We start from the raw sequence: 23,856 nt of genomic DNA on the forward strand, positions 1-23,856 counted from the left end.
GATGGCTCCCTTCCGAGGCAGGGACACCGCCCCTCACCTTGAGGAGAGCGTAGCAACGCAGGCTTAACGCCAGCTTTGGGAAGCGCCCCTTGGGCCATCGCTTGACCCGAGGGGCGCAATGCTTTCCGCTACCTTAAGACACCGCTCCCTACGAGCGCCTTCTCAGTTCGACCAGGGTGCGCATGGCGTCGCAGAAGCCGTCCGTGGCATCCCTCGACGAGACCCACGCGTTGCCGCTCGTGGCGAGCGCCGCCTGGGCCTTGGGGTTGTCGATGCCGTTGCGCATGAGCAGGAAAGTGCCCACGTGGGGAGCCATGGCGCAGTCGGCGGGGGAGTCCCCGCACGCCATGACCTCCGCGGGATCCCAGTCCATGAGCTCGATGTAGCGCTGCACGGCCGAGCCCTTGTCCAGGCCGCGTGGGGTGATGTGGTAGGTGTGCACGTCATCCAGGTGTCCCGACTGCGCGGCGGGCAGGATCGTCTTGCCGGTTATGCGCGAGACAAAACCGTTGTCTGCCAGGTAGAGGGGCAGGCCCGTCTCGTCCAGCATCCGCTGCGCCTCGTCCTCCATGACCGCTCCGCGCAGCGCTACGGTCACCTCGCGGTACTGGTAGCCGATGTTGTTGTCGTTGTAGGTCTCCAGGCAGTCGTACCAGCGGTCCAGGAGCCGTCCCACCACACCCGTCGCCACGATCACGTCGTGGGGCGTCCTGCCGCAGGAGGGGTCGTAGGGCATGTCGGCCGTGAAGTAGCGCCAGCCGTCCTCCTGGCCCTCGTGGAGGCACAGGATGCCGCCCATCTCGCCTATCCAGCCGGGGAGTCCTAGGATGCGCGCGTCCTCGCGGATCATGGCGCGGTTGCGGCCCGTGCAGGGGACTACGTCCATGCCGGCGGCGGCCATGGCCACAAGGGTGCGGGGAAGCTCGTCGGACGGCCTTCCCGCGGTGTCGCGGAGCGCGGTGCTGTGACAGATCATGGTGTTGTCGGTGTCGCTGATCACGTGGCGGATGCGACCGAGCGATTCTGCTAGGTCGCTGGGAAGCGAAGCGGCATCGGTGGGGAAGGTCGGGAGCGAGAGTGCTGCTGGCAACGTCGGTGTCCTTTCAACATGAGGGTGGCGCCCGCAGGGGGCGCCACCGTGGGTCCTCCGTCTTAGTTGTGGTAGAGCTCGCGCATCGCACGGGCAAAGAGCGCTCCGTCGGTCTCGCACGGCACGTACGAGTCGCCAACGTGCTGGCGCGTCTCGTCTCCCTTGGCAAGGAGACACACGACGGCGCCGCGATCGCTCTGAAGTGCCAGCTCCACGGCGCGCCGGATGGCCTGGGGGCGGTCGACGATCACCTCATGGGCCTGACCCTTGGGCGTTGCGTCGGCGAGCTGCCGACAGATCTGCTCGACGGGCTCGCCCGCGGGGTCCTCCTCCGTATAGATGAGGACGTCCGCCCACTTGCTCGCCTCCTCGGGCAGCTCGTGGCGACGCTCGTATGCCTTCCCCCCGGGAGCCCCCAGCACGGCGATGATGGAACGGCCCGGGAACTCCTTGCTGATGGAAGAGAAGAAGCGCTGGTAGCTCAGCTTGTTGTGGGCGTAGTCCACGATTCCCACCACCCTGGGGGTGGGAGAGGGGAGCAGCTCCATGCGCCCGGGGACGCTTACCTTGGCAAGGCCGTCGCGCACCTGCTCGTAGCCAATCCCCAGCACCTCGCACGCGGCGACGGCACAGAGGGCGTTCTCCGCGTTGAAGAGGCCGGGTATGCTCACCACGAGCTCACCCTCCCAGCTGGGGGTGTGCGCCACAAGGCGGATTCCGCCCATGAACGGGACCACATCGTCTGCCCACACGTCCGCGTCGCGGTCGCCCCTGGCGGAGAAGGTCACGACCCTGTTGCAGCGGGACGCATGCGAGAGGACCTCGTCCACGTGGTCGGTCTCCAGGTTGACCACGGCGACGTCGGCCTGGTCGAAGATGCGCAGCTTGCTCTGGAAGTAGTCCTCGAAGCTGGGGTGCTCGCGCGGCGAGATGTGGTCCCTGCCGATGTTGAGGAAGCACGCCACGTCCAGGCGAAGGTGGTCCACGCGGTCGTACTTGAGCGCCTGGCTCGAGACCTCCATCACCATGTGGGGGAGGCCGGCGTCACGGGCGTTTGCGAGGTGACGCCAAAGGTCGGGAGCCTCGGGCGTGGTGTTGACGCTCTCGGCGCGCTCCCTGCCGTCGTAGGTCTCGATGGATCCCAGGATGCCTGCGCGGGAGTAGGGCTCCCCGGCATCCAGGATGGTCCGCAGCATGTACGAGGTGGTGCTCTTGCCCTTAGTGCCGGTGATTCCCACCACGTCGAGGTTGCGGTCGGGGTGTCCCCAGGCCTCCGCGGAGGCGAGGGCCATCGCGGGCCTCAGGCCGTCGTCCGTCGCGACCAACGCAGGGACGTCCCCAGCAACGGGCGCGAGGGCGTCTGCATGGGACTCGTCGCACAGGTACGCGACCGCTCCGTCCGCAATGGCGGAGGAGAGGTACTGGGGTCTGAAGGCGGCTCCCTTGCACACGAACAGGTGACCGGGTGCGGCAAAGCGCGAGTCGCTGTCCGCTCCCGTGACGGGTGCGTCCGCCGCGGAGCCCAGGCTCGGATTGCGTGCGAGGAGGCCGGCCCCTCCCAGGAGGGAGGCTATGGATTCAAGTGTCGTATTCATGCGACTAAGTATATGCGCGCGTGGGGCTGGGAGGGGACTCGGTGCGTCACCCCGCGAAAGCCCCACCGAAGCCCCCGCGGTGTCGCCCCTCTCGCCCGTCGACCCTCGGGAGGGCGAGGGGCTCTGTGCTACACTCTGCCTGTTATGGGCGATTGGCGCAGCGGCTAGCGCAGGTGCCTTACACGCACAAGGTCGGCGGTTCGAATCCGTCATCGCCCACCAGCCATCTACGGGCCCTTCGGGGCCCGTCGTCGTTTGGAGCCATCGCATGGCAGACAGCCCAGCCCCCCGCGAGCGCTCGTACGGGCGCGCCGCAGACCAGATGCGTCCCGTCAAGCTCACCCGCGACGTGATGAAGAACGCGCACGGCTCGTGTCTCGCCGAGTTTGGCGATACCAGGGTCATGTGCACCGCGACCGTGGAGGAGGGCGTTCCCGGCTGGAGGCGCGGGCAGCGTCTTGGCTGGGTCACCGCGGAGTATGCGATGCTCCCGGCCTCTACCAGCACGCGCACGCGTCGTGAGTACGGAAGGCGCAAGGGTCGCAGCATGGAGATCGAGCGCCTGATCGGCAGGAGCCTGCGCGCGGTCGTGGACATGGAGCGCCTGGGCGAGTTCACCGTCACCTGCGACTGCGATGTGATCCAGGCGGACGGCGGAACCCGCACCGCGTCAATCACCGGCGCATGGGTCGCCCTCCACGACGCGCTCATGTCGTTTGTGGAGCGTGGCGCCATAGCCCGCCTGCCACTCACGGGCCAGGTTGCCGCCATCAGCATGGGTGTGGTTGGCGGGGTCGAGCTCCTGGACCTCGACTACCCGGAGGACTCGCACGCGCAGGTCGACATGAACCTGGTGTGCACCGGCGATGGCGGCATTGTCGAGGCCCAGTGCACGGGAGAGCGGGCGACCCTCTCGCGCGACCAGCTCAACGACCTGCTCGACATGGGGCAGGCTGGCGTGGCAAGGCTCATCGAGCTGCAGGAGAGGGTCACCAACTTCAGGTCATAGCGAGCCCTTCCGACGGGCGTGCTGCCGTCGGGGCTGCGGAGGAGGAGAGGCACATGGAGCACGTGGACATCTCGGAGCTGGACCCTGCGGCGACCGTGGTGGTCGCCACCGGCAACGCGCACAAGGTCACGGAGATCGAGGCTATTCTCTCTCCCGTGATGGAGGGCATGAGGTTCGTCGCGCTGGGACAGCTGGGCAACTTCCCCGACCCGGTGGAGGATGGTCAGACCTTTCACGACAATGCGGTGATTAAGGCGCGGGCGGCTCTGGACGAGACGGGATTGCACATGGCGGTCGCGGACGACTCCGGCCTGTGCGTGGACGCCCTGGACGGAGCGCCGGGAATCTTCAGCGCCCGCTACGCCGGCGAGCACGGCAACGACGCCGCCAACAACGAGAAGCTCCTGCGCGAACTCGACGGCGTGCCCGCCGAGCGTCGCCGCGCGCGCTTCCACAGCAGTGTGGTGCTAGTCCAGCGTGACGAGGACGGCGAGGAAGTCATTGGCGGGGAGGGTGACTGCGAGGGCATGGTCGGCTTCTCCCCCAGGGGCGACAACGGCTTTGGGTACGACCCGCTGTTCCACCCAGACGATACCCCGGGCAAGACGATGGCAGAGCTCACGCCAGAGCAGAAGAACGCCATCTCGCATCGCTTCCATGCCCTGCAGGACCTCGCCGCCAAGCTCTAGGCTGCGACAGGTGTTCGTCCTCGGGCCGTCCCGACGTTCGTGTGTGGGGCTGCCTTTCCCGCATGTCCCCATTCTGCGGATTGCTAGAGTGGGGCATGTGGGCACTCAGCCCAATCGCCGTGGACGGGCAGGGGCCTCGACGCGGCGGGACCTTCCATAGTTCATGCGGCCTCGCCCTGGTGGCCGCCCGTTGCTAAGGCGACCTCTGGTCGCGCGGCGGGCGCAGGAGCTGCTCGCCGGCTGGGAAGGAGCGTTCTCATGCGCATCATAAGAACAATCGATTACCGGGACATGAGCCGCAAGGCGGCAAACATCATCTCGGCCCAGGTGATACTCAAGCCCGACAGCGTCCTGGGGCTTGCCACGGGCACCACTCCGCTGGGGACCTACGGCCAGCTCGCCGCCTGGTGCGCCAAGGGCGACTGCGACTTCTCCAAGGTCCACACCTACAACCTGGACGAGTATCGCGGCCTCACGCACGAGGACCCGCAGAGCTATCACTACTTCATGCGCAAGAACTTCTTTGACAAGATCAACATCGACATCGCCAACACCCACGTGCCCGACGGATCCAATCCCAACGCCGACGAGGCGTGCGCCGAGTACGACCGCATGGTGGAGGAGGCGGGCTACCCCGACCTCCAGCTCCTGGGCATTGGCAGGAACGGGCACATTGGGTTCAACGAGCCCGACGACGTGTTCAGCAAGGGGACGCACTGCGTCACGCTTACCCCGAGCACCATTGAGGCCAACAGCCGCCTCTTCGAGCGCGAGGAGGATGTGCCGAGGCAGGCCTACACCATGGGGGTCCAGACCATCATGCGTGCGCGGAGCATCCTGGTGATTGCGAACGGCGAGGCAAAGGCCCAGGCCGTGTACGATATGTGCTTTGGGCCCGTCACACCCAAGGTGCCAGCCTCCATTCTGCAGCTGCACACCAACTGTGTGGTCGTGGCGGACGAGGAGGCGCTGAGCCTCTGCCCGCGAGACTAGCCGTGTCGCAGACACCGGAGACAGACGCACCCCCGCAGGAGATGGCTTCCTGCGGGGGTGCCCCGTCTCTCTCGCCTTGCCCTAGGCGTCGAGGACAACCGGCTCGTGCGTGTAGTGGTTGAGGACCTCGCACCCGTTCTCGGTCACGATCACCAGGTCCTCGATGCGCACGCCCATGTCGTTGGGCAGGTAGATTCCCGGCTCGATGGAGAAGCACTGCCCTGGGCGCACGGGCTCGTCGTGCGTGGCGCTCACGTCGCCGGGCTCGTGGTCGGTGAGACCGATCTGGTGCCCCAGACGATGGGTGAAATAGGGGCCAAAGCCCGCGTCCTCGATGACCTTTCGGGCAGTGAGGTCTATCTGGGCAAAGGTGACGCCCGGACGCACGATCTTCTCTGCGGCCTCGTTTGCCCTGCGGACCGTGTCGTACACCTCAAGCTGGTGCGCCGTGGGCTCTGCCGTGAAGAACGTCCTGGTCATGTCGGAGCAGTACCAGTCCTGCTTGCAGCCCGCGTCAAAGAGGACCATGTCACCCTTGGCAAGGGGCGTCTGGTCGGGCTCGTGGTGCGGGTCGGCGGCGTGCGCGCCGTAGCTGACGATTGGCGGGAACGAGTGGTCCTGCGCCCCCAGCGAGCGGTACTCGCCCAGCAGGCCCTCGGCGATAGAGAGTTCGGTGGCTCCCTCCCTCACCTGCGAGGCGAGCCAGGACATCGCGAGGTCGTTGGTCAGGCTCGCCTGGCGCATCAGGCCCTGCTCGCGGTCGTCCTTGATGGAGCGCGCGTCATCCACCGCCTTCGAGGCGAGCCTGAAGCCGCTCGCGGCCTTGGAGTCCATGAGGGGCACGAGCCAACGCGCTGCAAGGTCCTTGTCCACCCCGAGCTCGGAGTTGGGGTCGCAGTTCGCCGCCACCAGGGGAATGGGGTCCTCGGTGTCGTCAAAGGTCACCAGCCGGTCCGCCGCGCCCGTGGCGTCGGGGAAGAGGCGGTTGGCAAACAGGACGGAGCCGCTCGGGCTCAGGTATAGCGCCAGGAAGCGCTCCAGGGGTTCCGTGTAGTAGCCCGTCAGGTACCAAATGGACAGCGGGTCACAGAATAGTGCCTGTGAGAGCCCCATCTGCCGTAGGTTGTCCATCACACGTTTGCTGCGTCCCTGGTCCATGGCCTCTCCCTCTTACGGTGCCTGTCTACCTTTCGTGAACACGCACCTGCTGCTATACACTTAAAGGCTGCATGACACAAGGCGGCGGGAGGGCACGCCTTCCCGCCGCCGCTTCATGGAGGTACCTTCATATGGAATCAGAGATCCCACCCGTCAACAGGGTAGACGAAATCCGCGACGAACTTAAGGGTCTTCAGGGCAAGCGGGTCAAGGTCCGCGCCAACATGGGTCGTTCGCGCGTCGTCGAGCGCACGGGCACGCTCGTCGGTGCCTACCCCACCCTCTTCGTCATCGAGGTCGAGGAGCGTCGTGGCCGCAGGGCACGCCAGTCCTACCAGTACGTGGACGTCCTCACCTCCACCGTCGAGCTGTACGATCCGGACACCGGCGAGCGCGTGCTCGACTTCTCCGACATCCAGGAGCAGTAGGCCGTGCGCTCCGTCACGCTTCTAGCACCCGCCAAGGTGAACCTTCACCTGGGGATTTATCCCGGGAGGGACGAGCGAGGCTATCACAGGGCGGACTCGGTGATGGTAGCCCTGGGCCTTGCCGACAGAGTTACCGTGAGCGAGACGCCGGACAGCCCCCTTCATGTCTCGATGGACGTGGATGCCGGGGTAGGCGAGAGGGACAACACTGCCTACGTCGCGGCGGAGCGTCTCTGCGCGGCCTTCGGCCGTTCCCCCGAGTATCAGGTCTCGATCGAGAAGCGCGTGCCCCCGAAGAGCGGTCTTGGCGGCTCCTCGTCGGATGGCGCCGCCACCATCCTGGCGCTCTGCGACCTCTGGGGTGTGTCCCCCGCAAGTGATGCGGTCGTGGGGGTTGCGCGTTCGGTTGGCGCGGACGTCCCCTTCTTCCTCAACCTCGCCCCCTCGCTTCTCGAGGGCGCCGGGGACGTGCTGTGCAGGGTGTTCCCCGCCCTGGGCGACGTGCCCATCGTCCTTGTCAGGCCAAAGGGCGGCGTCTCAACGGCGAGGGCGTACGCCGAGTTCGACTGCGATCCCGTCAATCCCCTGGACACCACGGGAATCATCAATGCCCTGTCCGGAGGCAGCGTGGCGGACGTCGCGAGGAGCCTGTACAACAACCTCTCCGGTGCCGCTCGCCGCGCCGAGGGGCAGATCGCCGAGGTCGAGAGGTGGCTCGCCGTGCAGGATGGCGTCAGGGCCAGCATGGTGTCCGGATCCGGGAGCTGCGTCTTTGGCATCTGCTCCAGCCATGCGGACGCCGAGCGCATCGCCGCCCTTGCTCACGACGAGCAGGGGCTTTGGTCTTGCGCCACGCGTGTCGTCTCCAGCAGGGATGAGGTCGCGAACTAGGACGTAGGCCGATTTGACGCAGCGGCTTCCATCCGTGTGGCAAATCTGCTAGATTAAGCAAGCTACGGGACGTGGCGCAGTTTGGTAGCGCGCACGGTTCGGGACCGTGAGGTCGCTGGTTCGAATCCAGTCGTCCCGACCAGACATGCAGGGGCCCAGGGGTTACTCCCCTGGGCCTTTTTGCGTTGCGGGCACGTTTGGGATGCTCCTCATCCTCGCCCTCCTTCTTTTTGGACTCCGCCATTTGTTAAACGCCCCTTAACTGGAGGGCGATATAGTGGACCCCGACATATGCTCAGGTTTGGCGTCCCCGCTTTGTCGGGGGGTAAGGGGAGTTCATGCGTATCGAGCTTTCGACCTGGCCATGCGTCCAGGCATACTTTTCCAGCGGCGAGGATCTCGTGGTCCTGGCGGTCGGTAGCACCGAGGAGCATGGGAGGCACAACCCACTGGGAACGGATACCTTGGCCCCAAACCTCCTGCTTGACATCATCGAGCGAGACCTTGCCGAGAGGGGCGACCCCGATGTCCTCGTGGCGCCGACCATTCCCTATGGGAACGCAGACGACCTGGTTGGGTTCCCCGGGACCCTCTCGATTGGATATGACCTGCTGATGCGGCTGGCGCAGCGCATCACGGACCAGCTCTACGACTACGGGGCACGACGCTTCCTCGTAATCAACGGCCACGGCCCCAACATCAAGCCCCTCTCTGCGGTTTGCGAGGGACTCAACCGGAGGGGGTGCCTTGCGGCACTCGCCAACTGGTGGCTTATGGCGGGGGAGCTTAACCCCGTCTGGGGTGGCGGCCATGGCGGAGCGGAGGAGACAGCGGCGGTCATGGCGGTGGACCCGGCTCTCGTCGATCGGTCGGCTCTCGGGCCCATGGACCTTGCAAACGACGTCTCGGACGAGCTGCCAACTGACGGTTGGGACAACGTGCTCTACAAGGGGGCGCACGTCGCGTTCCCGCGGGACGCCTGCCGCTATGCCGGCAACGGCTGGATTGGCCCGGACGATCCGTCGGGCGCCGACCCCGAGTGGGGTCGCCAGATGATGGAGGGCGTGGGGTCCTATCTCGCGGACTTCATCGGGGCAATGAGGCGTGCGCCTCTCCCGCAGCCAATGCCCATCAGAACGGTCGCCGCCTTTGGGCGCAAGGCGGGCGAGTAGGCGAGAGGGTCCAGCGCGAGGAGCCCTGGCTTTGTCCCGGCTAATGGGAGGAATCGGAGAAACGATGGAATTTGATCGAAACGAGACGGTCGACCTGCTTGGGAGCCTGAGCAACGCGAAGTCGCCCTCGGGCTTCGAGGACGAGACGGTTTGGGTGGTGCGCGAATTCTGCGAGGGCTGGGCGGACGTCCAGACTAACTCGCTCATGGACGCGCTCATCACCCCCAACAACTTCACGGGGGAGAAGCCCGTGGTCATGCTTGACGCCCACGGCGACGAGGTCGGCGGGATGGTTCGCTCGATCCGCTCCAACGGAACGATGTCCTTTGTGGAGCTCGGTCGGTTCTCTCCCCACGTGCTTGCCGGCCAGGATGTGCTCGTGAGGGGCACGGATGGGGTCTGGCGCCACGGCGTGGTGGGCATCAAGCCACCACATTTCATGTCAAAGGCAGAGGCTGCCGCCGGGGACAGCCCCATGATCCTCGACGTCGGCGCATCCTCAAAGGAAGAGGCAATCGAGAAGTTTCACATGGGTATGGGCGAGCCCATGGTTCCCGCCACCAAGTTCCAGTACGACAACGAGACGGGCGTGGCCTTTGGCAAGGGCTTCGACTGCCGAGCCGGCGTGGCGGCAGAGCTGCTTGCGCTCCGCGAGCTTTCCCGTCGCGCCGACCTCCCGTTTGACGTCGTCGCGAGCGTCTCTGCTATGGAGGAGGTGGGCGAGAGGGGTGTCGCCGCGGCGGTGAGGCATTTCAACCCACAGATTGCGTTCATGTTCGAGGGGTGCCCCGCCGATGACACCTTCCAGGCGCCCGACGACATCCAGACGGCGCTGCGCCATGGGCCGATGTTTCGCTACTTCGACGTGTGCATGATCACGAACCCGCGCTACCAGCGCTTCGTGCTCAAGTGCGCCGAGGACGCAGGGCTCACGTGCCAGACGAGCGTGCGCGAGGGCGGTGGAACCGACGGTGGCCCCACCCATATGATGGACGTCCCCAGCGTGGTCGCAGGGGTCCCTTGCCGCTACGTGCATGCGGGGACGGCCATCTGCGCGCTCGACGACGTGGAGGAGACGGCGCGAGTTGCCGTGGAGGTCGTCTCGCGCTTTACGCAGGAGATTGTCCAGGGGTTCTAGGGGCGTGAGGAGAAGGAAGATGTCTCTTAAGGTCCAGGAGGGGTACATCCCCTTCGCAGGCTACAAGACCTACTACCGCATCGTGGGCGAGTGTGACACGGGGAGGCTGCCCATCCTCGCCCTCCACGGAGGGCCCGGCTCGGCACACTACTACGTGACCTCCCTCGACGACATTGCAGAGAGGTACGGTCGCGCCGTCATCTACTACGACCAGATGAGCTGCGGCAAGTCAAAGTCTCCCGCCCTCCCCGACCAGTGGAGCGCGGAGTTCTTTGAGGACGAGCTCAGGGTCGTGCGCCGCGAGCTCGGGCTCGATCGCATCCACCTGTGGGGTCACTCCTGGGGCGGGATGCTTGCCATGCAGTATGCAACGCATCGCCCCGCCGGCATCGCGTCCATGGTCGTCGCGAGCGGCCCCGCATCCCTCGACCTGTGGCTTGAGGAGGCGAATCGCCTTCGCGGCTATCTGCCCATCGATATGCAGAAGGCCCTTGTCCAGGCGGACGAGGATGGCGACTACGAGCGACCCGAGGTCAAGGCGGCAAGTGACGAGTACTACCGTCGGCACGTGTGCAAGGTGAGTGCGGAGGACGAGGACCCCAAGCTCAGGCGTCCCAAGGACGAGCCCGGCAAGGAGTGCTACCACTTCATGCAGGGGATGAGCGAGTTCGTGGTTACGGGGAAGCTCTCTCACTGGGACATCACCGACGACCTGCATCGCATCTCGATTCCAACCCTGTTCACGTCAGGTGAGGCGGACGAGTGCACCCCTTACATTGCCAAGCAGGTGGTCGACAGGATCCCCGGCTGCGAATGGCACCTCTTCAGGGGAGGCACCCACTGCGTCCACTCGGAGCAGCCCCAGGCCTACAACGACGTGGTCGAGGAGTTCGTGGAGCGTCACGAGTAGGGAGGCAGCATGTTCTTGGAGAGAAGCACGTGGCCCCATGTGGAGGAGTACCTCTCCCGGCGCGACCTTGTCGTCCTCGGCTTTGGAAGCACCGAGAACCATGGGCGGCACAATCCCCTGGGCACCGACTGGATGGCGCCGCAAAGGATTCTCGAGCTTCTGGACGAGAGGCGCCCGGACGTCCTGGTTGGGCCAACCCTCAAGCTGGGGTCCGCCGACCACTTCATCGACTATCCCGGGACCCTCTCGCTTGGCGACGAGCTGCTCTATCAGGTTGCCAAGCGGATATGCTCCCAGCTGCGGCACTATGGGGTGCGTCACTTCGTCTTCGTCAACGGCCATGGGGGCAACGCCAAGTCGCTGACGAGGGTCGGCTACGAGCTCAATGACGCGGGATGCCAGGTGGCGCTGGTCAACTGGTGGAAGCTCGCCGGGCAGCTCGACCCCAAATGGGGCGGTGGCCATGGAGGGGCGCAGGAGACGTCTGCCAACCTGTGGATTGACCCCTCGGCGGTTGACCTCGACGCAGTTGCGCCCATGGACCTCGTGGACGACGGCGGGGACGCGCTCAAGACGTTGGGGTTTGACTCCGTCGAGTTCGAGGGTCTCACCCCGACCCTGCTGCGCCGCGCCCGCCGCTATGCGTCAAACGGCTGGATCGGGCCGGATGACCCATCGGAGGCGAGCGCGGAGTGGGGTAGGGACATGCTCACGGCCATGGCTGACTGGCTCGCCGACTTCGTCGACGCGTTTGCGGAGTCCCCACTGCCAGACCCAATCGAGCGCTGACCTTTTCGCCTGGCGATGACAGCGCGCCCCGGAGGCCATGTGGCGTCCGGGGCGCGCTCTTCTCTCCCCTCCTGGGGACTCTATGCCTTCTTTGCGGAGTGGAGCTCGGGGCAGCGTGCCGCGTCAACGATTACGTTGGTGAAGTTCTTGGAGCAGACCTTGCTCAGGCCCTTGTGGATGATGGGGATGATGGGCATGTCCTCGGCTGCGATCGCGTCAGCCTCGTGCATGAGCTCGATGCGCTTGTCCTCGTCCACGGTCTTGCGCGCCTCGTCGAGCTTGGCGTCAAACTTGCTGCTGGAGTAGTGGGACACGTTGTCGCCCACCCCGGTGTACATGAGGGGCTGGAGGAAGTTGTCCATGATGGGGTAGTCGGCGGTCCACCCGCGCGATCCCAGCTGGAACGTACCGTCGGTGTACTTCGTGAGCATCGAGGCGTACTCCATCTGGTCGATCGTCACGGTGATGCCGACCGCCTTCCAGTCGTTGATCATCATCGTGAACTCGTCCGTGGAGCTCGAGGACGACACCATGAAGTCGATCTTGATCCCACGGTCTCCGCTGGAGTCAGCCTTATAACCTGCCTCGTCCAGCAGCTTCTCGGCCTTGTCCTTGTCGTAGGCGGTATAGGCCCATGTGCTCTCATCGTTCCCCCTGATGCCCGGGGGAACGATGTCTCCGGCGGGCTTTGCCGTGCCCTCGTAGAGCGTGTCGCAGATCTTCTGGCGGTTGAGGGCCAGGGACATGGCCTGGCGCACCTTCACGTTCGAGAGGACCTCGTCGTTCACGTTGTAGGCAAGATACTCCGTGTACAGGACCTCGCCCGTGAGGGTCTGGTTGCCCGGGGTTGCGGTGAAGCCGTCCTTGGAGGTGCCGTAGGAACCCTCGGTCTCCTTGATGCGGCCAGTGGGGATGTCGCACACGTCGAGGTTGCCTGCCTCGAACTCGCGGAACGCGGTATCCGCGTCCTTCTGGATCGAGAAGTTGACCCCGTCGACGCTTGCCGTGTTGGGACCGGCATAGTCGTCAAAGCGCTTGAGGTTGATGTACTGGTCGTCCTTCCACGTGCCGTCCATCTTGAAGGGACCGTTGCCTACCGGGGCCTTGGTGTAGGCGGCAAAGTCCTTCTTCGCGCAGTCTGGGATGGGCGAGAGGGGCGTGCACGACGTGACGTAGGGGAAGTCGGCGTACGGGGCGCTCAGCTCTACCTTCAGCGTGTAGTCATCCGGGCAGGTGACCCCGGCAAGCTCGGTTGCCTTGCCGTTGATCATGTCGTCGTACCCCTTGACGAGCTGGAGGTGATACGAGACGACGGACGGGGCCGAGCCCGCCTTGGGGTTGCAGAGGCGCTCCCATCCGTACTTGAACGACTTCGCGGTGACGTCGGTTCCGTCGTGGAACTTCAGCCCCTTGCGGATCTTGAAGGTCCACGTGTCTGCGGAGTCGTTGGACTCCCAGGACTCGGCAGAGAGGCCCTCGAGCTTCTCGGTCGAGAAGTTGAAGATGGTGAGGGGGTCAAACAGCTGGTACGAAACGGCAACGCCGTTGAACTCCTCGATGTCGTAGGGGTCGATGCTCGTGGGGTTCGAGATGTAGTACTTCATCGTTCCGCCCGTTGAACCGCCGGTGCTGTCGGAGGCACCCGTCCCCTTCTTTCCACATGCAGTGAGGCCCGCGATGGCGGCGAGTCCCGCCGAGCCCTTGAGGAACGTTCGCCTTGTAAAGCTAGTGCCGCTTGCTCCCATAAAGCTACCTCCCGTATCCACCAAACTGCACCCTGACGCAAGTCTGAACGGGTCCAAACTTGTTTACGGATGGTTGTACCAGTGAATACGGAGCAGTGGTGACACTGATGACAAACTCGATATGATGACGAAACAATCCATTTATACATTTATTCCAGACGGCAGAATATCGCCGGCGAGCGGATGGCTTTGCGAGAAGGCGCTATCATCCACGGATGACGCGACGGCAGCCGACCGGCTGGAGAGAGGAGAGGCCCATGCGCATGGACAGGAGCACCTGGACGCAGGTGAGGGACTACTTCGACGCTCATGACCTCGTGGTGATTGGGGTCGGCTCGACCGAGTGCCATGGACGCCACAATCCCCTGGGAACCGACACCATGGCGCCGGACGAGATCCTGAGGCAGGTCGAGGAGAGGGACGGGACATTCCTCATAGCCCCAACGCTGCCCTATGGCGCCACGGACGACCTGGTCGGGTATCCCGGGACCATCTCCCTTGGGGTGGAAGGGCTCGCAAGGGTCCTCCAGAGCATCACCTCGCAGCTGTACGACTATGGGGCGCGGCGCTTCGTGTTCCTCAACGGGCACGGCGGCAACGTCAAGTCCATCTCGCAGGTTTCGATGGGGCTCAATGATCGGGGCTGCATCGCCGCGATGGTCAATTGGTGGCGGGTCGCCCCTCAGATTGACCCGCGCTGGGGAGGCGGCCATGGGGGCGCAATGGAGACCTCGGCGAATCTGGCCATCGACCCCGACTCCGTCGACCTCTCCCAGGTGTGCGACGAGGGGCTCCTCCCAGACGTGGGGGACGACCTTCCCTCGACGGGCTGGTGCTCAGTTCGCTACCAGGGCGTGGATGTGGACGTCCCGCGACGGCTTGTGCGCTTTGCCAGCTCGGGTTGGGTTGCGGAGGGCTTTGACGACCACCCTCGGGACTCATCGGCGGAGCTGGGCAGGCAGATGCTCGAGGGGACTGCCACCTGGCTCATCGGCTTTCTGCACACCCTCGAGGGTGAGAGGCTGCCAAAGCCCCTCGACCCGTCACGCGCAACCGAACACCTGGAGGGGTAGGGCCCGGGAGGGGCTTCGCGAGGGGGCGCCCCGCATCATGCGGGGCGCCCCCTCCGCCGTGCAGCCGGGATGTCCCCTACACGCGCTCGGGCTCGACCTCGGCTCGCACGACCACGGGGCTGCCATCCAGGACCAGCCTGCTGTCGGACACCCTCACGGTGACGCCGTCCACGAGGTTCTCGTATGCGCCGTCGGGGAGCGGGACGTCCACCGTCGCGCCCTCCCCGCCAAGGCAGAACGCACCGACCTTCCTCACCCCATGGGACTCTCGCCTGAGGACGGCGACGTTTGCCTCGTCATCCGCGGAGGAGAAGAACGCGTCGTCGGCGTCCAGGGCCTTCCTCTTGACGGCGGACATACGCGCCATCAGGGGCGAAAGGTCGTGGCCGCCCTCCCAATTGATGGGGTCGCGGTCGAAGAGGCTCGGCCTGTGCTCGCTCGCCACCTCCTGCCCGGCGTACACGAGCGTGGTCCCCTTGAGGAAGTAGAGCATGGCGGTGAAGTTCTCCAGCGCCCTTGTGCCGCCCACCCGCGGCGCGATGCGAGGCAGGTCGTGGTTCTCCAAGAAGCGGAGCTTGTCGTAGTTCTGGGGGTACACGCTCTCCTGGAAGTCCAAGAGGTCCAGGTAGCACGAGAGGGGGATCTTGCCCTCCAGATAGCGGTCAAAGGCCTCCTGCACGTCGTAGGAGTACTCGGCGTCAAAGGCCTCGAACGCCTCGGTGTCTCGCGCGCAGTACATGCCCGCGGCGCGGCAGGCAGCCCCAAAGGAGCGGTGCACCGTCTCGGCTAGCCACAGGCAGCCGGGGTGGACCCTCTGGACTTCCCGGCGCGCATGGATCCAGAAGTCGACGGGGACAAACGACGCCACGTCGCAGCGGAAGCCGTCGACGATCTGCGCCCACTGGCAGAGCGTCTGGATCTGGTAGTCCCACAAATCGTGGTTGGAGTAGTCCAGGTCGACGATGTCGCTCCAGTCGCCCACGCGGTTGCCGGTGCTGCCGTCCGGCTTGTGGTAGAAGTACTCGGGATGCCGGGAGAGGAGCACGGAGTCGGGCGAGGTGTGGTTGTACACCACGTCGATGATGCAGCGCATGCCGTTTGCGTGGATGGCGTCGACCAGGGCGCGCATGTCGTCGAGCGTCCCGTACTCGGGGTTCACGGCACGGTAGTCGCGGATGGCGTAGGGGCTTCCCAGCGTGCCCTTTCTGCAGGCCTCCCCAATGGGGTGGATGGGCATCAGCCACACCACGTCGGTTCCCAGCGAGCGAATCCTGGGCAGGTCCGGAATTACCGCCCTAAACGTTCCCTCCTCCGTGTGGTTGCGCACGAAGATGGAATAGATGACGAGGTCGCGCACTGCGTTGCTGGTGTCTGCTGCCATGGAGCCTCCCGTTGACTTGCCGTCGAGTTCAATTCTGCCGCACGGGGAGAGGTCGTGCAAACAACTTTGTCCCAGCGGTTGCCGTGCGACGGGTTGGGTCGAGGTCCCCGCCGCACGTCAGCTTACGCTGCGCTTACATGCAGCCGATAGAATCGTTCCTAGGAGAGACATGCGACCGTCCGGCTCGGACCCCCGTCCCGTCGGCGGCGCCCCAGGTTCGGAGGGCACATGGTCAAGACGCTCGTGCTGATGCGCCACGGTAGGGCCCGCGCCGCGAGGCCGGGCGAGGACGACTCCGAGCGGCCCCTCACCAAGGCCGGAAGGGTCGCGCTCGAGAGGTCACTTCCCGCCACGCTCGCGCTTCTGGGCGACCGGGGCAGCGTGGCAGTGTGGACCAGCCCGCTGCTTCGCGCGCGCCAGACGGCGCGGCTCGTCGCACGTGCGGCGCGCGCCCCCGAGCCCGTCGTGCATGGCTCCCTGGCCTCCACCGATCCCGAGCGGCTTATGGCGGAGCTGCAAGAGGCGGAGGGGGACTGCGTCATCGCGGTCGGGCACGTCCCCCTCGTCCCGGCGGTGGCGCGCGGCCTCCTGGGCACGAGCCCCGACTTCAAGCCCGGCGCCATGCTCGCGCTGGAGCCAGGTGGTCAGCCCTCGGGGGCTCTCGCTCTCTGGTTTGTCAACGGGCCGGCGGTGGAGCCGTGGGAGGAACTCGACGCGCTCGAGTCGGCGCTGGCGGCCTGCTCGCGTCGCATCGCGGGCAGGAGGGATGACTTCCTGGCGGAGCCGTCCGCCTCCAACTTGCACCGACTGCGCATCTCCCTCAGGGAGGCGCGGTCGCTCGCGCGCTTCGCCTCTCCGTGGCTTCGCGGGTCCTCCTCCCTCTGCGACGACCTCTCCCTGGTCCAGGGGCAGACGTCCAGGCTGCGTGACATGGACGTGCTGCTCTCCCTGGTGGCGTCCGGCTCGTTTCGCGAGGCCGCCTGCGGAGATGGGACGCCGAGCCGCCTGCCTCAGGTCGTCTCGCTCCTGGCTGACGAGCGCGAGCGTGAGGCGGGAAGGCTCAAGGGGGCCCTCGCGTCCAAGCGGGTCTCGGCGGCGCTCTCGTCCTCCCTCAAGTCGCTGGACAAGCCGCGTCTGACCAAGGCGGCGCGCGAGCATGGGGTCGCGCGGGACGAGCTCGCACAACGCTTTGACCGGCTGGCCGGAAAGGCGGATGCGCTGAGGGCGCTTCCACCGAGCACGCCGGACGAGCTCCACACGCTCAGAAAGCGCGAGAAGGAGCTGCGCTACGTGATTAGGCGGCTGGGGGACCAGCTGGCCCCGGGGCAGGCGTCGCGGGCGGCCTCGCTGAGGGAGGCCCAGGACGTCCTGGGCACGGCCTGCGACTACGCGTCTGCCGCGCGGCTCTCCGGCGAGCTTGCGAGGAAGGGGCGCTTCTCCGAGGTCAGGGGCGAGCTCCGGCGAATCTCCTCCGACTGCTCCCAGGCGGGTGAGAGGGCATTCTCCCATGCGTTTGGCGGCGCGGAGCTGGCGGATGTCCCGTCTCCTGACGAAAATCTGTGAACGGCGTTCTCCCCGCCGCGCGTTCGGCTAACGTTTGATTCGAAGGGACGGTGCCGCGATGTGCCGCCCGCAAAGCGTCGGGAGGAGACCCCATGGGATTCAGGAGCTCGAAGGTCGTCATAGTGGGCGTTGGCAACGTGGGCGCCACCACCGCCTACAGCCTTGCAAACCAGCAGCTCTGCGAGGAGCTGGTGCTCATTGACGTCAACCGCGACAAGGCGGTGGCGGAGGCGCTGGACATCCAGCAGTCGGCCTATTTCATGGAGCGCAACATGAAGGTCCGCGCGGGCGACTACGCGGACTGTGCGGACGCCGACATGGTCGTGATATCCGCGAGCGCCCCCATGCCCAAGGACTCCGACGACAGGCTCCAGATGCTCAAGCCCTCCATGGGCCTGGTGCGCGGGATCGTGGACTCCGTGATGGAGAGCGGCTTTGCGGGGATCCTCCTTCTGGTCTCCAACCCCGTCGACGTGATGACCTACTACGCCTGGCGCCTCTCCGGGCTACCGTCCAACCAGGTCATCGGAAGCGGAACCAACCTGGACACCGCGCGCCTCTGCACGCGCCTGGCGCAGATGTACGACCTCGACGCGCGCAGCGTCCAGGCATACGTCATCGGCGAGCACGGAGACTCCGAGGTGGTCTCGTGGGCGTCCGCGACCATTGGCGGCAAGAGCGTGACCGACGTCCTGGCAGATAACGCGTCGCGCACCAAGGGGACCACCAAGGACGACCTGCTCAAGAGCACCATCCAGGCGGGTTGGGACATCTTCTCCCGCAAGGGGAACACCTGCTACGGCATCGCCTCGTCCGTGACCGCAATAGCCCGCTCCATCCTCAACGACGACAACGCGATCATGCCCGTGAGCGTCCGTCTCGCCGGGCAGTATGGGGTGGACGGCGTGTTCCTCTCCGTCCCCACTATTCTGGACCACACGGGTGCCAAGGAGATCGTCGAGATTCGCCTGGCGCCCGACGAGGAGGCGGCGTTCAAGAGGTCGGTGGAGGTCCTGCGCTCGCAGTACGAGCTCGTGGACTCCACGCTGTAGGGTGGTCCCGCGAGTCATAGTTGTGGAGGGGCCCTGTTGCCGGGGTGCCTGGGGGAGACGCGCTGTGCCCCGGGCACTCCGGCTTCACATAGAATCGGTCTGTCAGATGAGCAGGGGGAGGAACCATGGCACTCAAGTACTCGACGGCGAGGTTTGTGGCATCGTACGGGGAGCCCGAGCAGCTGCCCGAGCCAACGGAGCCCGAGATCGCATTCTGCGGCCGCTCCAACGTGGGCAAGTCCTCCCTGCTCAACAAGCTCGTGGGGCGCAAGGCGCTCGCCAAGGTGTCGAGTCAGCCGGGGCGCACGGCTAACGTCAACTTCTTCGAGGTCGACGGGGTCGCGTTCGTGGACCTGCCCGGCTACGGCTTTGCCAGGGTCAGTAAGGCAGAGCGCAAGCGGTGGTCAAACCTCATCGGTGGCTACTTTGAGCAGAACCGTAGCTTCAACCTGGTCGTTGCCCTCGTGGACATCCGCCTTGACGCGCAGCAGCTCGATCGCCAGATGCTGGGCTTTCTCCAGGAGCGCGAGCTCCCCTTCATCGTGGCGCTCACCAAGGCAGATAAGCTCGGGCGCAACAAGCAGTCGCAGCAGCGCGCCAGCCTCGCGCGGCAGTTTTGCATCGACCCCGAGGCCATGGTCATCACCTCGTCCCAGACGGGGCTTGGCATCGACGAGATCCGCCGCCGCATCCAGCGTGCGGTGGACGATCCCGAGGTGCCCGAGGGCGCCGAGGTCGTGGATGCGGCTTCGGGAGAGGACCTCTGGCAGTAAGGTCGCGCCGTCGCTACTTCCGCCGGTATTGACGTGCGATCGCCAGCTCGCGGTCGCAGGCGACAAAGACGTTGTCCCCGTTGTGGCGTGGGTCCTCGGGCCGCTCGGGAATCACGTATACGTGGGCAAACTCCTCCGCGAAGGTGCGGACGGTCTCCTCCAGCGTCCGCGAACGGCGCCCCTCCAGGGGGCAGATTACGTTAGCCAGGTAGATGCCCCTCTCGGTGAGGTGCTCGTGGATGATCCTGGCGCCCGCGTCGGTCCGCATGGGGCCGAGGGGCCGCTTCCCGCTGAAGGCGTCGTTCACCACGAGGTCCCAGCGTCGGTCGCTTCCGCGGAGGTACGCCCAACCGTCGGCGCATTCGACGCGAAACCGCCCGTCCCTCTCGGCGTGGTAGTCCTCCTCCAACCGGTCGAGGAAGAACTTCTGGTGTGCGATGCGGATGATGGCGGGGTCGACCTCCACCACGTCTATCCGCGTGTTGGGGCAGTGAGCTACCAGCCATTTGGGAAACGAGAAACCTCCGCCGCCAATGACCAGTGCGGAGTCCGCGCCTCCTGCGATGTCCAGCACTTCGGCAAAGTACTGGTGGTACATGCACGCCAGCTCTGCGTAGTCGTCACCCACAAAGCTCACGCTCTGGAACGTCCCCCTCACATTGAGGAGACGGACGGTCCCCACCTCGTCGGTGGGGGAGTCAAACACCAGCGCCGGACCAAACTTGGTCCTGATCATGTCCACCCCGCGGAGCCTGAGGAGGCGCGGCAGCAGGAGGATGATCACGTCGAGGATGCAGACAAAGACGAACAGGGCCACGAGTGGCTTGGGCATTTGACCCCTGCTTTCGTGTTAGGAACGTAAAAGTAACACCCGAGGAATCGACCGTCGGGCGCCTCGGCTATACTAGCGTTTGCCGTGACCGTCGGGTGCAGCGTGCGCTCGGCAGAGGTATCTCTAGGAGGAACACATGATACTAGGACTGGGCGCTCCCGAGCTCATCATCATCCTGCTCGTGGTGCTGGTCATCTTCGGGCCCAAGAACCTTCCGAAGCTTGGCAAGTCGCTTGGCAAGACGGTGAAGAACGTGCGCGAGGGCATGGAGGGCACCGACGAGGAGGACTCCTCCAAGAAGGTCGAGAAGCCCGCCGAGGACGCCAGCGTGGAGGATGTCGTCGCCACCGACTCCGACGAGGATGCCGACGCCTCCGAGGCAGGGGCCGAGGACGGCGTGTTCTGCACCAAGTGCGGGACCAAGAACCCTGCCGGCTCCGCCTTCTGCAGCAAGTGCGGCGCCAAGCTCGCCGAGTAGGCGCAGGCGCGTAGCACGGACCCTGCACGAAGGAAGAAAGGGCAGCATGGACAAGAAGGAAATCATCCTCACCCCCGAAGGCCGCCAGCGTCTGGTGGAGGAGCTCGAGTTCCGCGAGGGCGAGAAGCACGACGAGATTGTCGAGCGCATCAAGGAGGCCCGCGGCTTTGGCGACCTCTCCGAGAACGCGGAGTACGACGCCGCGAAGGAGGAGCAGTCCCAGAACGAGTCCCGCATCAACGAGATTCGCCAGATCCTCGCCACGGCAAAGGTCGTGGCCGCCGGGGCGGACGCGCACCTCTCCGTCTCCATCGGCACCACGGTCGAGCTCGAGGACGCAAAGGGCAAGCGCGTCTCCTTCACCATCGTGGGCACCACCGAGACCGACTCGCTTTCGCACAAGATTTCGAACGAGTCGCCTGCGGGTTCCGTGCTCATCGGGCACGTGGTGGGGGACAGCGTCTCGTTCTCCACGCCCAGCGGCAAGGTTCGTGAGTACACCATCACCAACATTACCCGCTAGGAAACAGACAGAGACTTGCGTGCACCCCGTGCCCTCGGCAGTAAGGCGTGGGGTGCATTTGTCATTTGACGAGGAACGAAGCCACGCGGCAGGCAGACCTAGGAGCAGCCAATGTCCGAAACAAGCACCATCGCTGTAGACCCCAACGACGAGCGCGCGCAGCGTCGCGCGAGGAGGCAGGCCCTCATCGACGCTGGCGTCAACCCCTATCCCATCAGGAGCGAGGTGACCGCGCACGCCGGTGAGCTGGCCGAGCGCTACGCCTCCCTCGAGCCCGCGACCGACACCACCGACACCTACACCCTTGCCGGCAGGATCCGCGCCTTCCGCAAGCAGGGCAAGATCTGCTTCATCGTCCTCGAGGACGTCTCGGGGCAGATCCAGCTCTTCTGCCGCGTGAATGACCTTCCCGAGGACGACTGGGCGCTTCTCTCCAAGATGGACCTGGGCGACATCATCCAGGCCACTGGCAACGTGATCCGCACCCGCCGTGGGGAGCTCTCCATCGCCCCCAGCCACCTGGTCATGCTGTCCAAGTCCACGCGTCCCCTGCCCGAGAAGTTCCACGGCCTCACCGATCGCGAGATGCGCTATCGCCAGCGCTACGTCGACCTGATCATGAATCCCGACGTGCGCGAGGTGTTCCGCAAGCGCAGCCAGATCGTCAGCCTGATTCGCCGCTACATGGAGGCGGACGGTTACATGGAGGTCGAGACCCCCATGATGCACGCAATCATGGGCGGCGCCAACGCAAAGCCGTTCGTCACGCACTTCAATGCCCTCGACCGCGACTTCTACCTCCGCATCGCCACCGAGCTCCCGCTCAAGCGCCTCATCGTGGGCGGCATGGAGCGCGTGTTCGAGATCGGCCGGCAGTTCCGCAACGAGGGCATGGACCTCACGCACAACCCCGAGTTCACCACGATGGAGGCGTACTGCGCCTACTCCGACCTCGAGGGCATGAAGAGGCTCACCGAGGGGCTGTTCAAGACCATCGCGCGCGAGGCCTGCGGCTGTGAGGAGGGCCACGAGGTCATCACCTACCAGGGCCAGCGGGTGGACATGAGCGGGGAGTGGCGCTCGGTGCCGCTCTCGGAGGTTGCTTCCGAGGCGGTTGGCGAGCCCGTTGACATGGACACCCCCGTCGAGCGGCTGCGCCAGCTCTGCGAGGCCAACGGAATAGAGTGGGAGGAGAGCTGGGGCTCGGGCAAGCTGCTGTTCACCCTGTACGACGAGCTGGGCGAGAGTACGCTCGTGAACCCGACCTTCGTCTGCGACTATCCCGAGGAGGTCTCGCCCCTCTCCAAGCGCAAGGACGAGGACCCGCGCCTGACCGACCGCTTTGAGCTCGTCATCTGCGGCCACGAGTACGCCAACGCGTTCAGCGAGCTCAACGATCCAGTCGACCAGGCGGGCCGCTTTGCCGAGCAGGTTGCGGCCAAGGGCTTTGGCGACGACGAGGCCATGGGCTATGACTACGACTACGTCCGCGCGCTCGAGTATGGCATGCCCCCCGCGGGTGGCATCGGGTACGGCATCGACCGCATGGTCATGCTGTTCTGCGATCAGCCGGCCATTCGCGATGTGCTGCTGTTCCCGCAGATGAAGCCCGAGGTCGTCACCAGGGCGGACATCGCCTCGCAGCTGCCCGACAGGACCGACAACGCCGCGGCGGAGGCAGACGCGCTGCTTGACGACGCGGAGAACGGCGCCTCCGCGGAGGCGGGAAGGGAGGCCAAGGTGGCCAAGTTACAGAGCGGGCTTACCCGTGAGCAGGCGTTTGACCTGCTCAAGAAGTACAACGAGGACGACTTCCACATCAAGCACGGTGAGACCCTCGAGGGCCTGATGCGCCACTATGCCGAGAAGTACGATCCCGAGAACGTGGACTTCTGGGGTCAGGTTGGCCTTCTCCACGACCTCGACTGGGAGAAGTGGCAGGACGACCAGCTCCACACCGTCAAGACGGCCGAGCTGCTGGCCGAGGCGGGTGCCGATCCCTACCTGGCGCACGCCATCCAGACGCACAACTCCGACGTCAACACCGACCTCCCCAAGCCCGAGGCCAAGATGGAGAAGGTCCTCTTCGCGTGCGACGAGCTGTCAGGCCTCATCCAGGCGGCGGCGCGCGTGAGGCCGTCCGGCTCCGTGACCGACATGCCGCTCAAGTCCCTCAAGAAGAAGTTCAAGGACAAGCGCTTCGCCGCAGGCTGCGACCGCGACGTCATCCGCATGGGAGCCGAGCTCAACGGCCTTGAGCTCGATGACCTGCTCGCCGAGGTTCTCGACGCCATGAAGGCCATCGCCCCGGTCGGCGACATCTACGCCAAGGGCGACGAGGCGGAGGGCTCCGCCGAGTAGCGCTGGCCCCCGCGGCTCCCCATGGCGACCACGTGGACGCCCGTCTCCCCTGGGAGGCGGGCGTCTTCTGATGACTTGCGATGACATCGGATTCCCCGCGTGCGCCTGGCAATGCGAAAGGTGGAGAAGTGCTCATAGAAGAGCGGTGCGCGTCGTGCGGGGGCGAGGGTGTGCCCCCCTGACCGAGAGGAAGGCCCCTCTCGGCCAGGGGAG

The 23,856-nt window shown here is 65.6% G+C and carries 22 protein-coding genes and 2 tRNA genes; 18 read left to right on the top strand and 6 right to left on the bottom strand.

Going from position 1 to position 23,856, the window contains the following annotated elements; genetic code table 11:
- Positions 1-148: 148 nt before the first annotated feature.
- Positions 149-1,090 (bottom strand): HAD family hydrolase, encoded by a 942-nt coding sequence (locus FYJ68_RS01255; RefSeq protein ID WP_154433500.1) that lies wholly within the window; start codon positions 1,088-1,090, stop codon positions 149-151.
- A gap of 62 nt (positions 1,091-1,152) precedes the next feature.
- A complete protein-coding gene (locus tag FYJ68_RS01260; RefSeq protein ID WP_154433501.1) occupies positions 1,153-2,685 on the bottom strand; it encodes a Mur ligase family protein in 1,533 nt (510 codons plus the stop codon).
- A 146-nt stretch (positions 2,686-2,831) separates the two neighbouring features.
- On the opposite strand from FYJ68_RS01260, the gene FYJ68_RS01265 reads away from it, so the two are divergent.
- From FYJ68_RS01265 to nagB, 4 genes are all read left to right on the top strand, one after another.
- Positions 2,832-2,907: transfer RNA gene (locus FYJ68_RS01265), tRNA-Val, on the top strand.
- A gap of 46 nt (positions 2,908-2,953) precedes the next feature.
- On the top strand, positions 2,954-3,694 hold the full coding sequence (rph, locus tag FYJ68_RS01270; protein WP_154433502.1) for a ribonuclease PH: 741 nt from the start codon (positions 2,954-2,956) through the stop codon (positions 3,692-3,694).
- A gap of 53 nt (positions 3,695-3,747) precedes the next feature.
- Positions 3,748-4,383 carry an RdgB/HAM1 family non-canonical purine NTP pyrophosphatase gene (gene rdgB, locus FYJ68_RS01275; protein WP_154433503.1) on the top strand — a complete coding sequence of 212 codons (636 nt, stop codon included), beginning with the start codon at positions 3,748-3,750 and terminating at the stop codon, positions 4,381-4,383.
- 258 nt (positions 4,384-4,641) lie between these two features.
- Entirely contained in the window at positions 4,642-5,376 is a 735-nt protein-coding gene (nagB, locus tag FYJ68_RS01280) for a glucosamine-6-phosphate deaminase (protein WP_154433504.1), read from the top strand.
- A gap of 81 nt (positions 5,377-5,457) precedes the next feature.
- Here nagB and FYJ68_RS01285 read toward each other — a convergent pair whose 3' ends face one another.
- Complete coding sequence (locus tag FYJ68_RS01285; RefSeq protein ID WP_154433505.1) at positions 5,458-6,534, bottom strand: M24 family metallopeptidase; 1,077 nt, start codon at positions 6,532-6,534, stop codon at positions 5,458-5,460.
- A 131-nt stretch (positions 6,535-6,665) separates the two neighbouring features.
- On the opposite strand from FYJ68_RS01285, the gene FYJ68_RS01290 reads away from it, so the two are divergent.
- From FYJ68_RS01290 to FYJ68_RS01320, 7 genes are all read left to right on the top strand, one after another.
- Positions 6,666-6,962, top strand: coding sequence for a Veg family protein (locus FYJ68_RS01290; RefSeq protein ID WP_154433506.1), 297 nt, complete (start codon positions 6,666-6,668; stop codon positions 6,960-6,962).
- A 3-nt stretch (positions 6,963-6,965) separates the two neighbouring features.
- On the top strand, positions 6,966-7,853 hold the full coding sequence (locus FYJ68_RS01295; protein WP_326832145.1) for a 4-(cytidine 5'-diphospho)-2-C-methyl-D-erythritol kinase: 888 nt from the start codon (positions 6,966-6,968) through the stop codon (positions 7,851-7,853).
- Positions 7,854-7,918: 65 nt separating this feature from the next.
- Positions 7,919-7,995, top strand: a tRNA-Pro gene (locus tag FYJ68_RS01300).
- Positions 7,996-8,191: 196 nt separating this feature from the next.
- Entirely contained in the window at positions 8,192-9,025 is an 834-nt protein-coding gene (locus FYJ68_RS01305; protein ID WP_154433507.1) for a creatininase family protein, read from the top strand.
- Between the two features lie 64 nt (positions 9,026-9,089).
- Positions 9,090-10,163: a M42 family metallopeptidase gene (locus tag FYJ68_RS01310; RefSeq protein ID WP_195837669.1), complete on the top strand. Its 1,074-nt coding sequence runs from the start codon at positions 9,090-9,092 to the stop codon at positions 10,161-10,163.
- Positions 10,164-10,182: 19 nt separating this feature from the next.
- A complete protein-coding gene (locus tag FYJ68_RS01315; RefSeq protein ID WP_195837670.1) occupies positions 10,183-11,073 on the top strand; it encodes a proline iminopeptidase-family hydrolase in 891 nt (296 codons plus the stop codon).
- 9 nt (positions 11,074-11,082) lie between these two features.
- Positions 11,083-11,862: a creatininase family protein gene (locus FYJ68_RS01320; RefSeq protein WP_154433510.1), complete on the top strand. Its 780-nt coding sequence runs from the start codon at positions 11,083-11,085 to the stop codon at positions 11,860-11,862.
- Between the two features lie 80 nt (positions 11,863-11,942).
- Here FYJ68_RS01320 and FYJ68_RS01325 read toward each other — a convergent pair whose 3' ends face one another.
- Positions 11,943-13,607, bottom strand: coding sequence for an ABC transporter substrate-binding protein (locus tag FYJ68_RS01325; protein WP_154433511.1), 1,665 nt, complete (start codon positions 13,605-13,607; stop codon positions 11,943-11,945).
- Between the two features lie 257 nt (positions 13,608-13,864).
- Here FYJ68_RS01325 and FYJ68_RS01330 point away from each other — a divergent pair, with 257 nt between their 5' ends.
- On the top strand, positions 13,865-14,680 hold the full coding sequence (locus FYJ68_RS01330; RefSeq protein ID WP_195837671.1) for a creatininase family protein: 816 nt from the start codon (positions 13,865-13,867) through the stop codon (positions 14,678-14,680).
- Positions 14,681-14,756: 76 nt separating this feature from the next.
- Here the strand turns inward: FYJ68_RS01330 and FYJ68_RS01335 are convergent, their stop codons facing one another.
- Positions 14,757-16,061: an alpha-amylase family glycosyl hydrolase gene (locus FYJ68_RS01335; protein ID WP_154433513.1), complete on the bottom strand. Its 1,305-nt coding sequence runs from the start codon at positions 16,059-16,061 to the stop codon at positions 14,757-14,759.
- 228 nt (positions 16,062-16,289) lie between these two features.
- On the opposite strand from FYJ68_RS01335, the gene FYJ68_RS01340 reads away from it, so the two are divergent.
- The 3 genes from FYJ68_RS01340 (at position 16,290) to yihA (ending at position 19,449) form a co-directional block, all read left to right on the top strand.
- Positions 16,290-17,624 carry a CHAD domain-containing protein gene (locus FYJ68_RS01340; protein WP_154433514.1) on the top strand — a complete coding sequence of 445 codons (1,335 nt, stop codon included), beginning with the start codon at positions 16,290-16,292 and terminating at the stop codon, positions 17,622-17,624.
- A gap of 92 nt (positions 17,625-17,716) precedes the next feature.
- Complete coding sequence (locus FYJ68_RS01345) at positions 17,717-18,676, top strand: L-lactate dehydrogenase (protein ID WP_154433515.1); 960 nt, start codon at positions 17,717-17,719, stop codon at positions 18,674-18,676.
- A 125-nt stretch (positions 18,677-18,801) separates the two neighbouring features.
- Positions 18,802-19,449 (top strand): ribosome biogenesis GTP-binding protein YihA/YsxC, encoded by a 648-nt coding sequence (gene yihA, locus FYJ68_RS01350; protein WP_154433516.1) that lies wholly within the window; start codon positions 18,802-18,804, stop codon positions 19,447-19,449.
- Between the two features lie 13 nt (positions 19,450-19,462).
- Here the strand turns inward: yihA and FYJ68_RS01355 are convergent, their stop codons facing one another.
- Entirely contained in the window at positions 19,463-20,281 is an 819-nt protein-coding gene (locus FYJ68_RS01355; protein ID WP_154433517.1) for a spermidine synthase, read from the bottom strand.
- A gap of 136 nt (positions 20,282-20,417) precedes the next feature.
- On the opposite strand from FYJ68_RS01355, the gene tatA reads away from it, so the two are divergent.
- The 3 genes from tatA to lysS all read left to right on the top strand — a co-directional run bounded on the left by tatA (position 20,418) and on the right by lysS (position 23,643).
- Positions 20,418-20,759, top strand: coding sequence for a twin-arginine translocase TatA/TatE family subunit (gene tatA, locus FYJ68_RS10530; RefSeq protein ID WP_154433518.1), 342 nt, complete (start codon positions 20,418-20,420; stop codon positions 20,757-20,759).
- Between the two features lie 46 nt (positions 20,760-20,805).
- The gene (greA, locus tag FYJ68_RS01365) at positions 20,806-21,282 is read left to right on the top strand and encodes a transcription elongation factor GreA (protein ID WP_154433519.1); all 477 of its coding nucleotides are present in this window, start codon (positions 20,806-20,808) and stop codon (positions 21,280-21,282) included.
- Positions 21,283-21,393: 111 nt separating this feature from the next.
- Positions 21,394-23,643 (top strand): lysine--tRNA ligase, encoded by a 2,250-nt coding sequence (lysS, locus tag FYJ68_RS01370; protein WP_154433520.1) that lies wholly within the window; start codon positions 21,394-21,396, stop codon positions 23,641-23,643.
- The last annotated feature ends 213 nt before the right edge of the window (positions 23,644-23,856 follow it).

Origin of the sequence: Olsenella porci (genome assembly GCF_009695875.1) — a bacterium.
GTDB lineage: Bacteria > Actinomycetota > Coriobacteriia > Coriobacteriales > Atopobiaceae > Olsenella_H > Olsenella_H porci.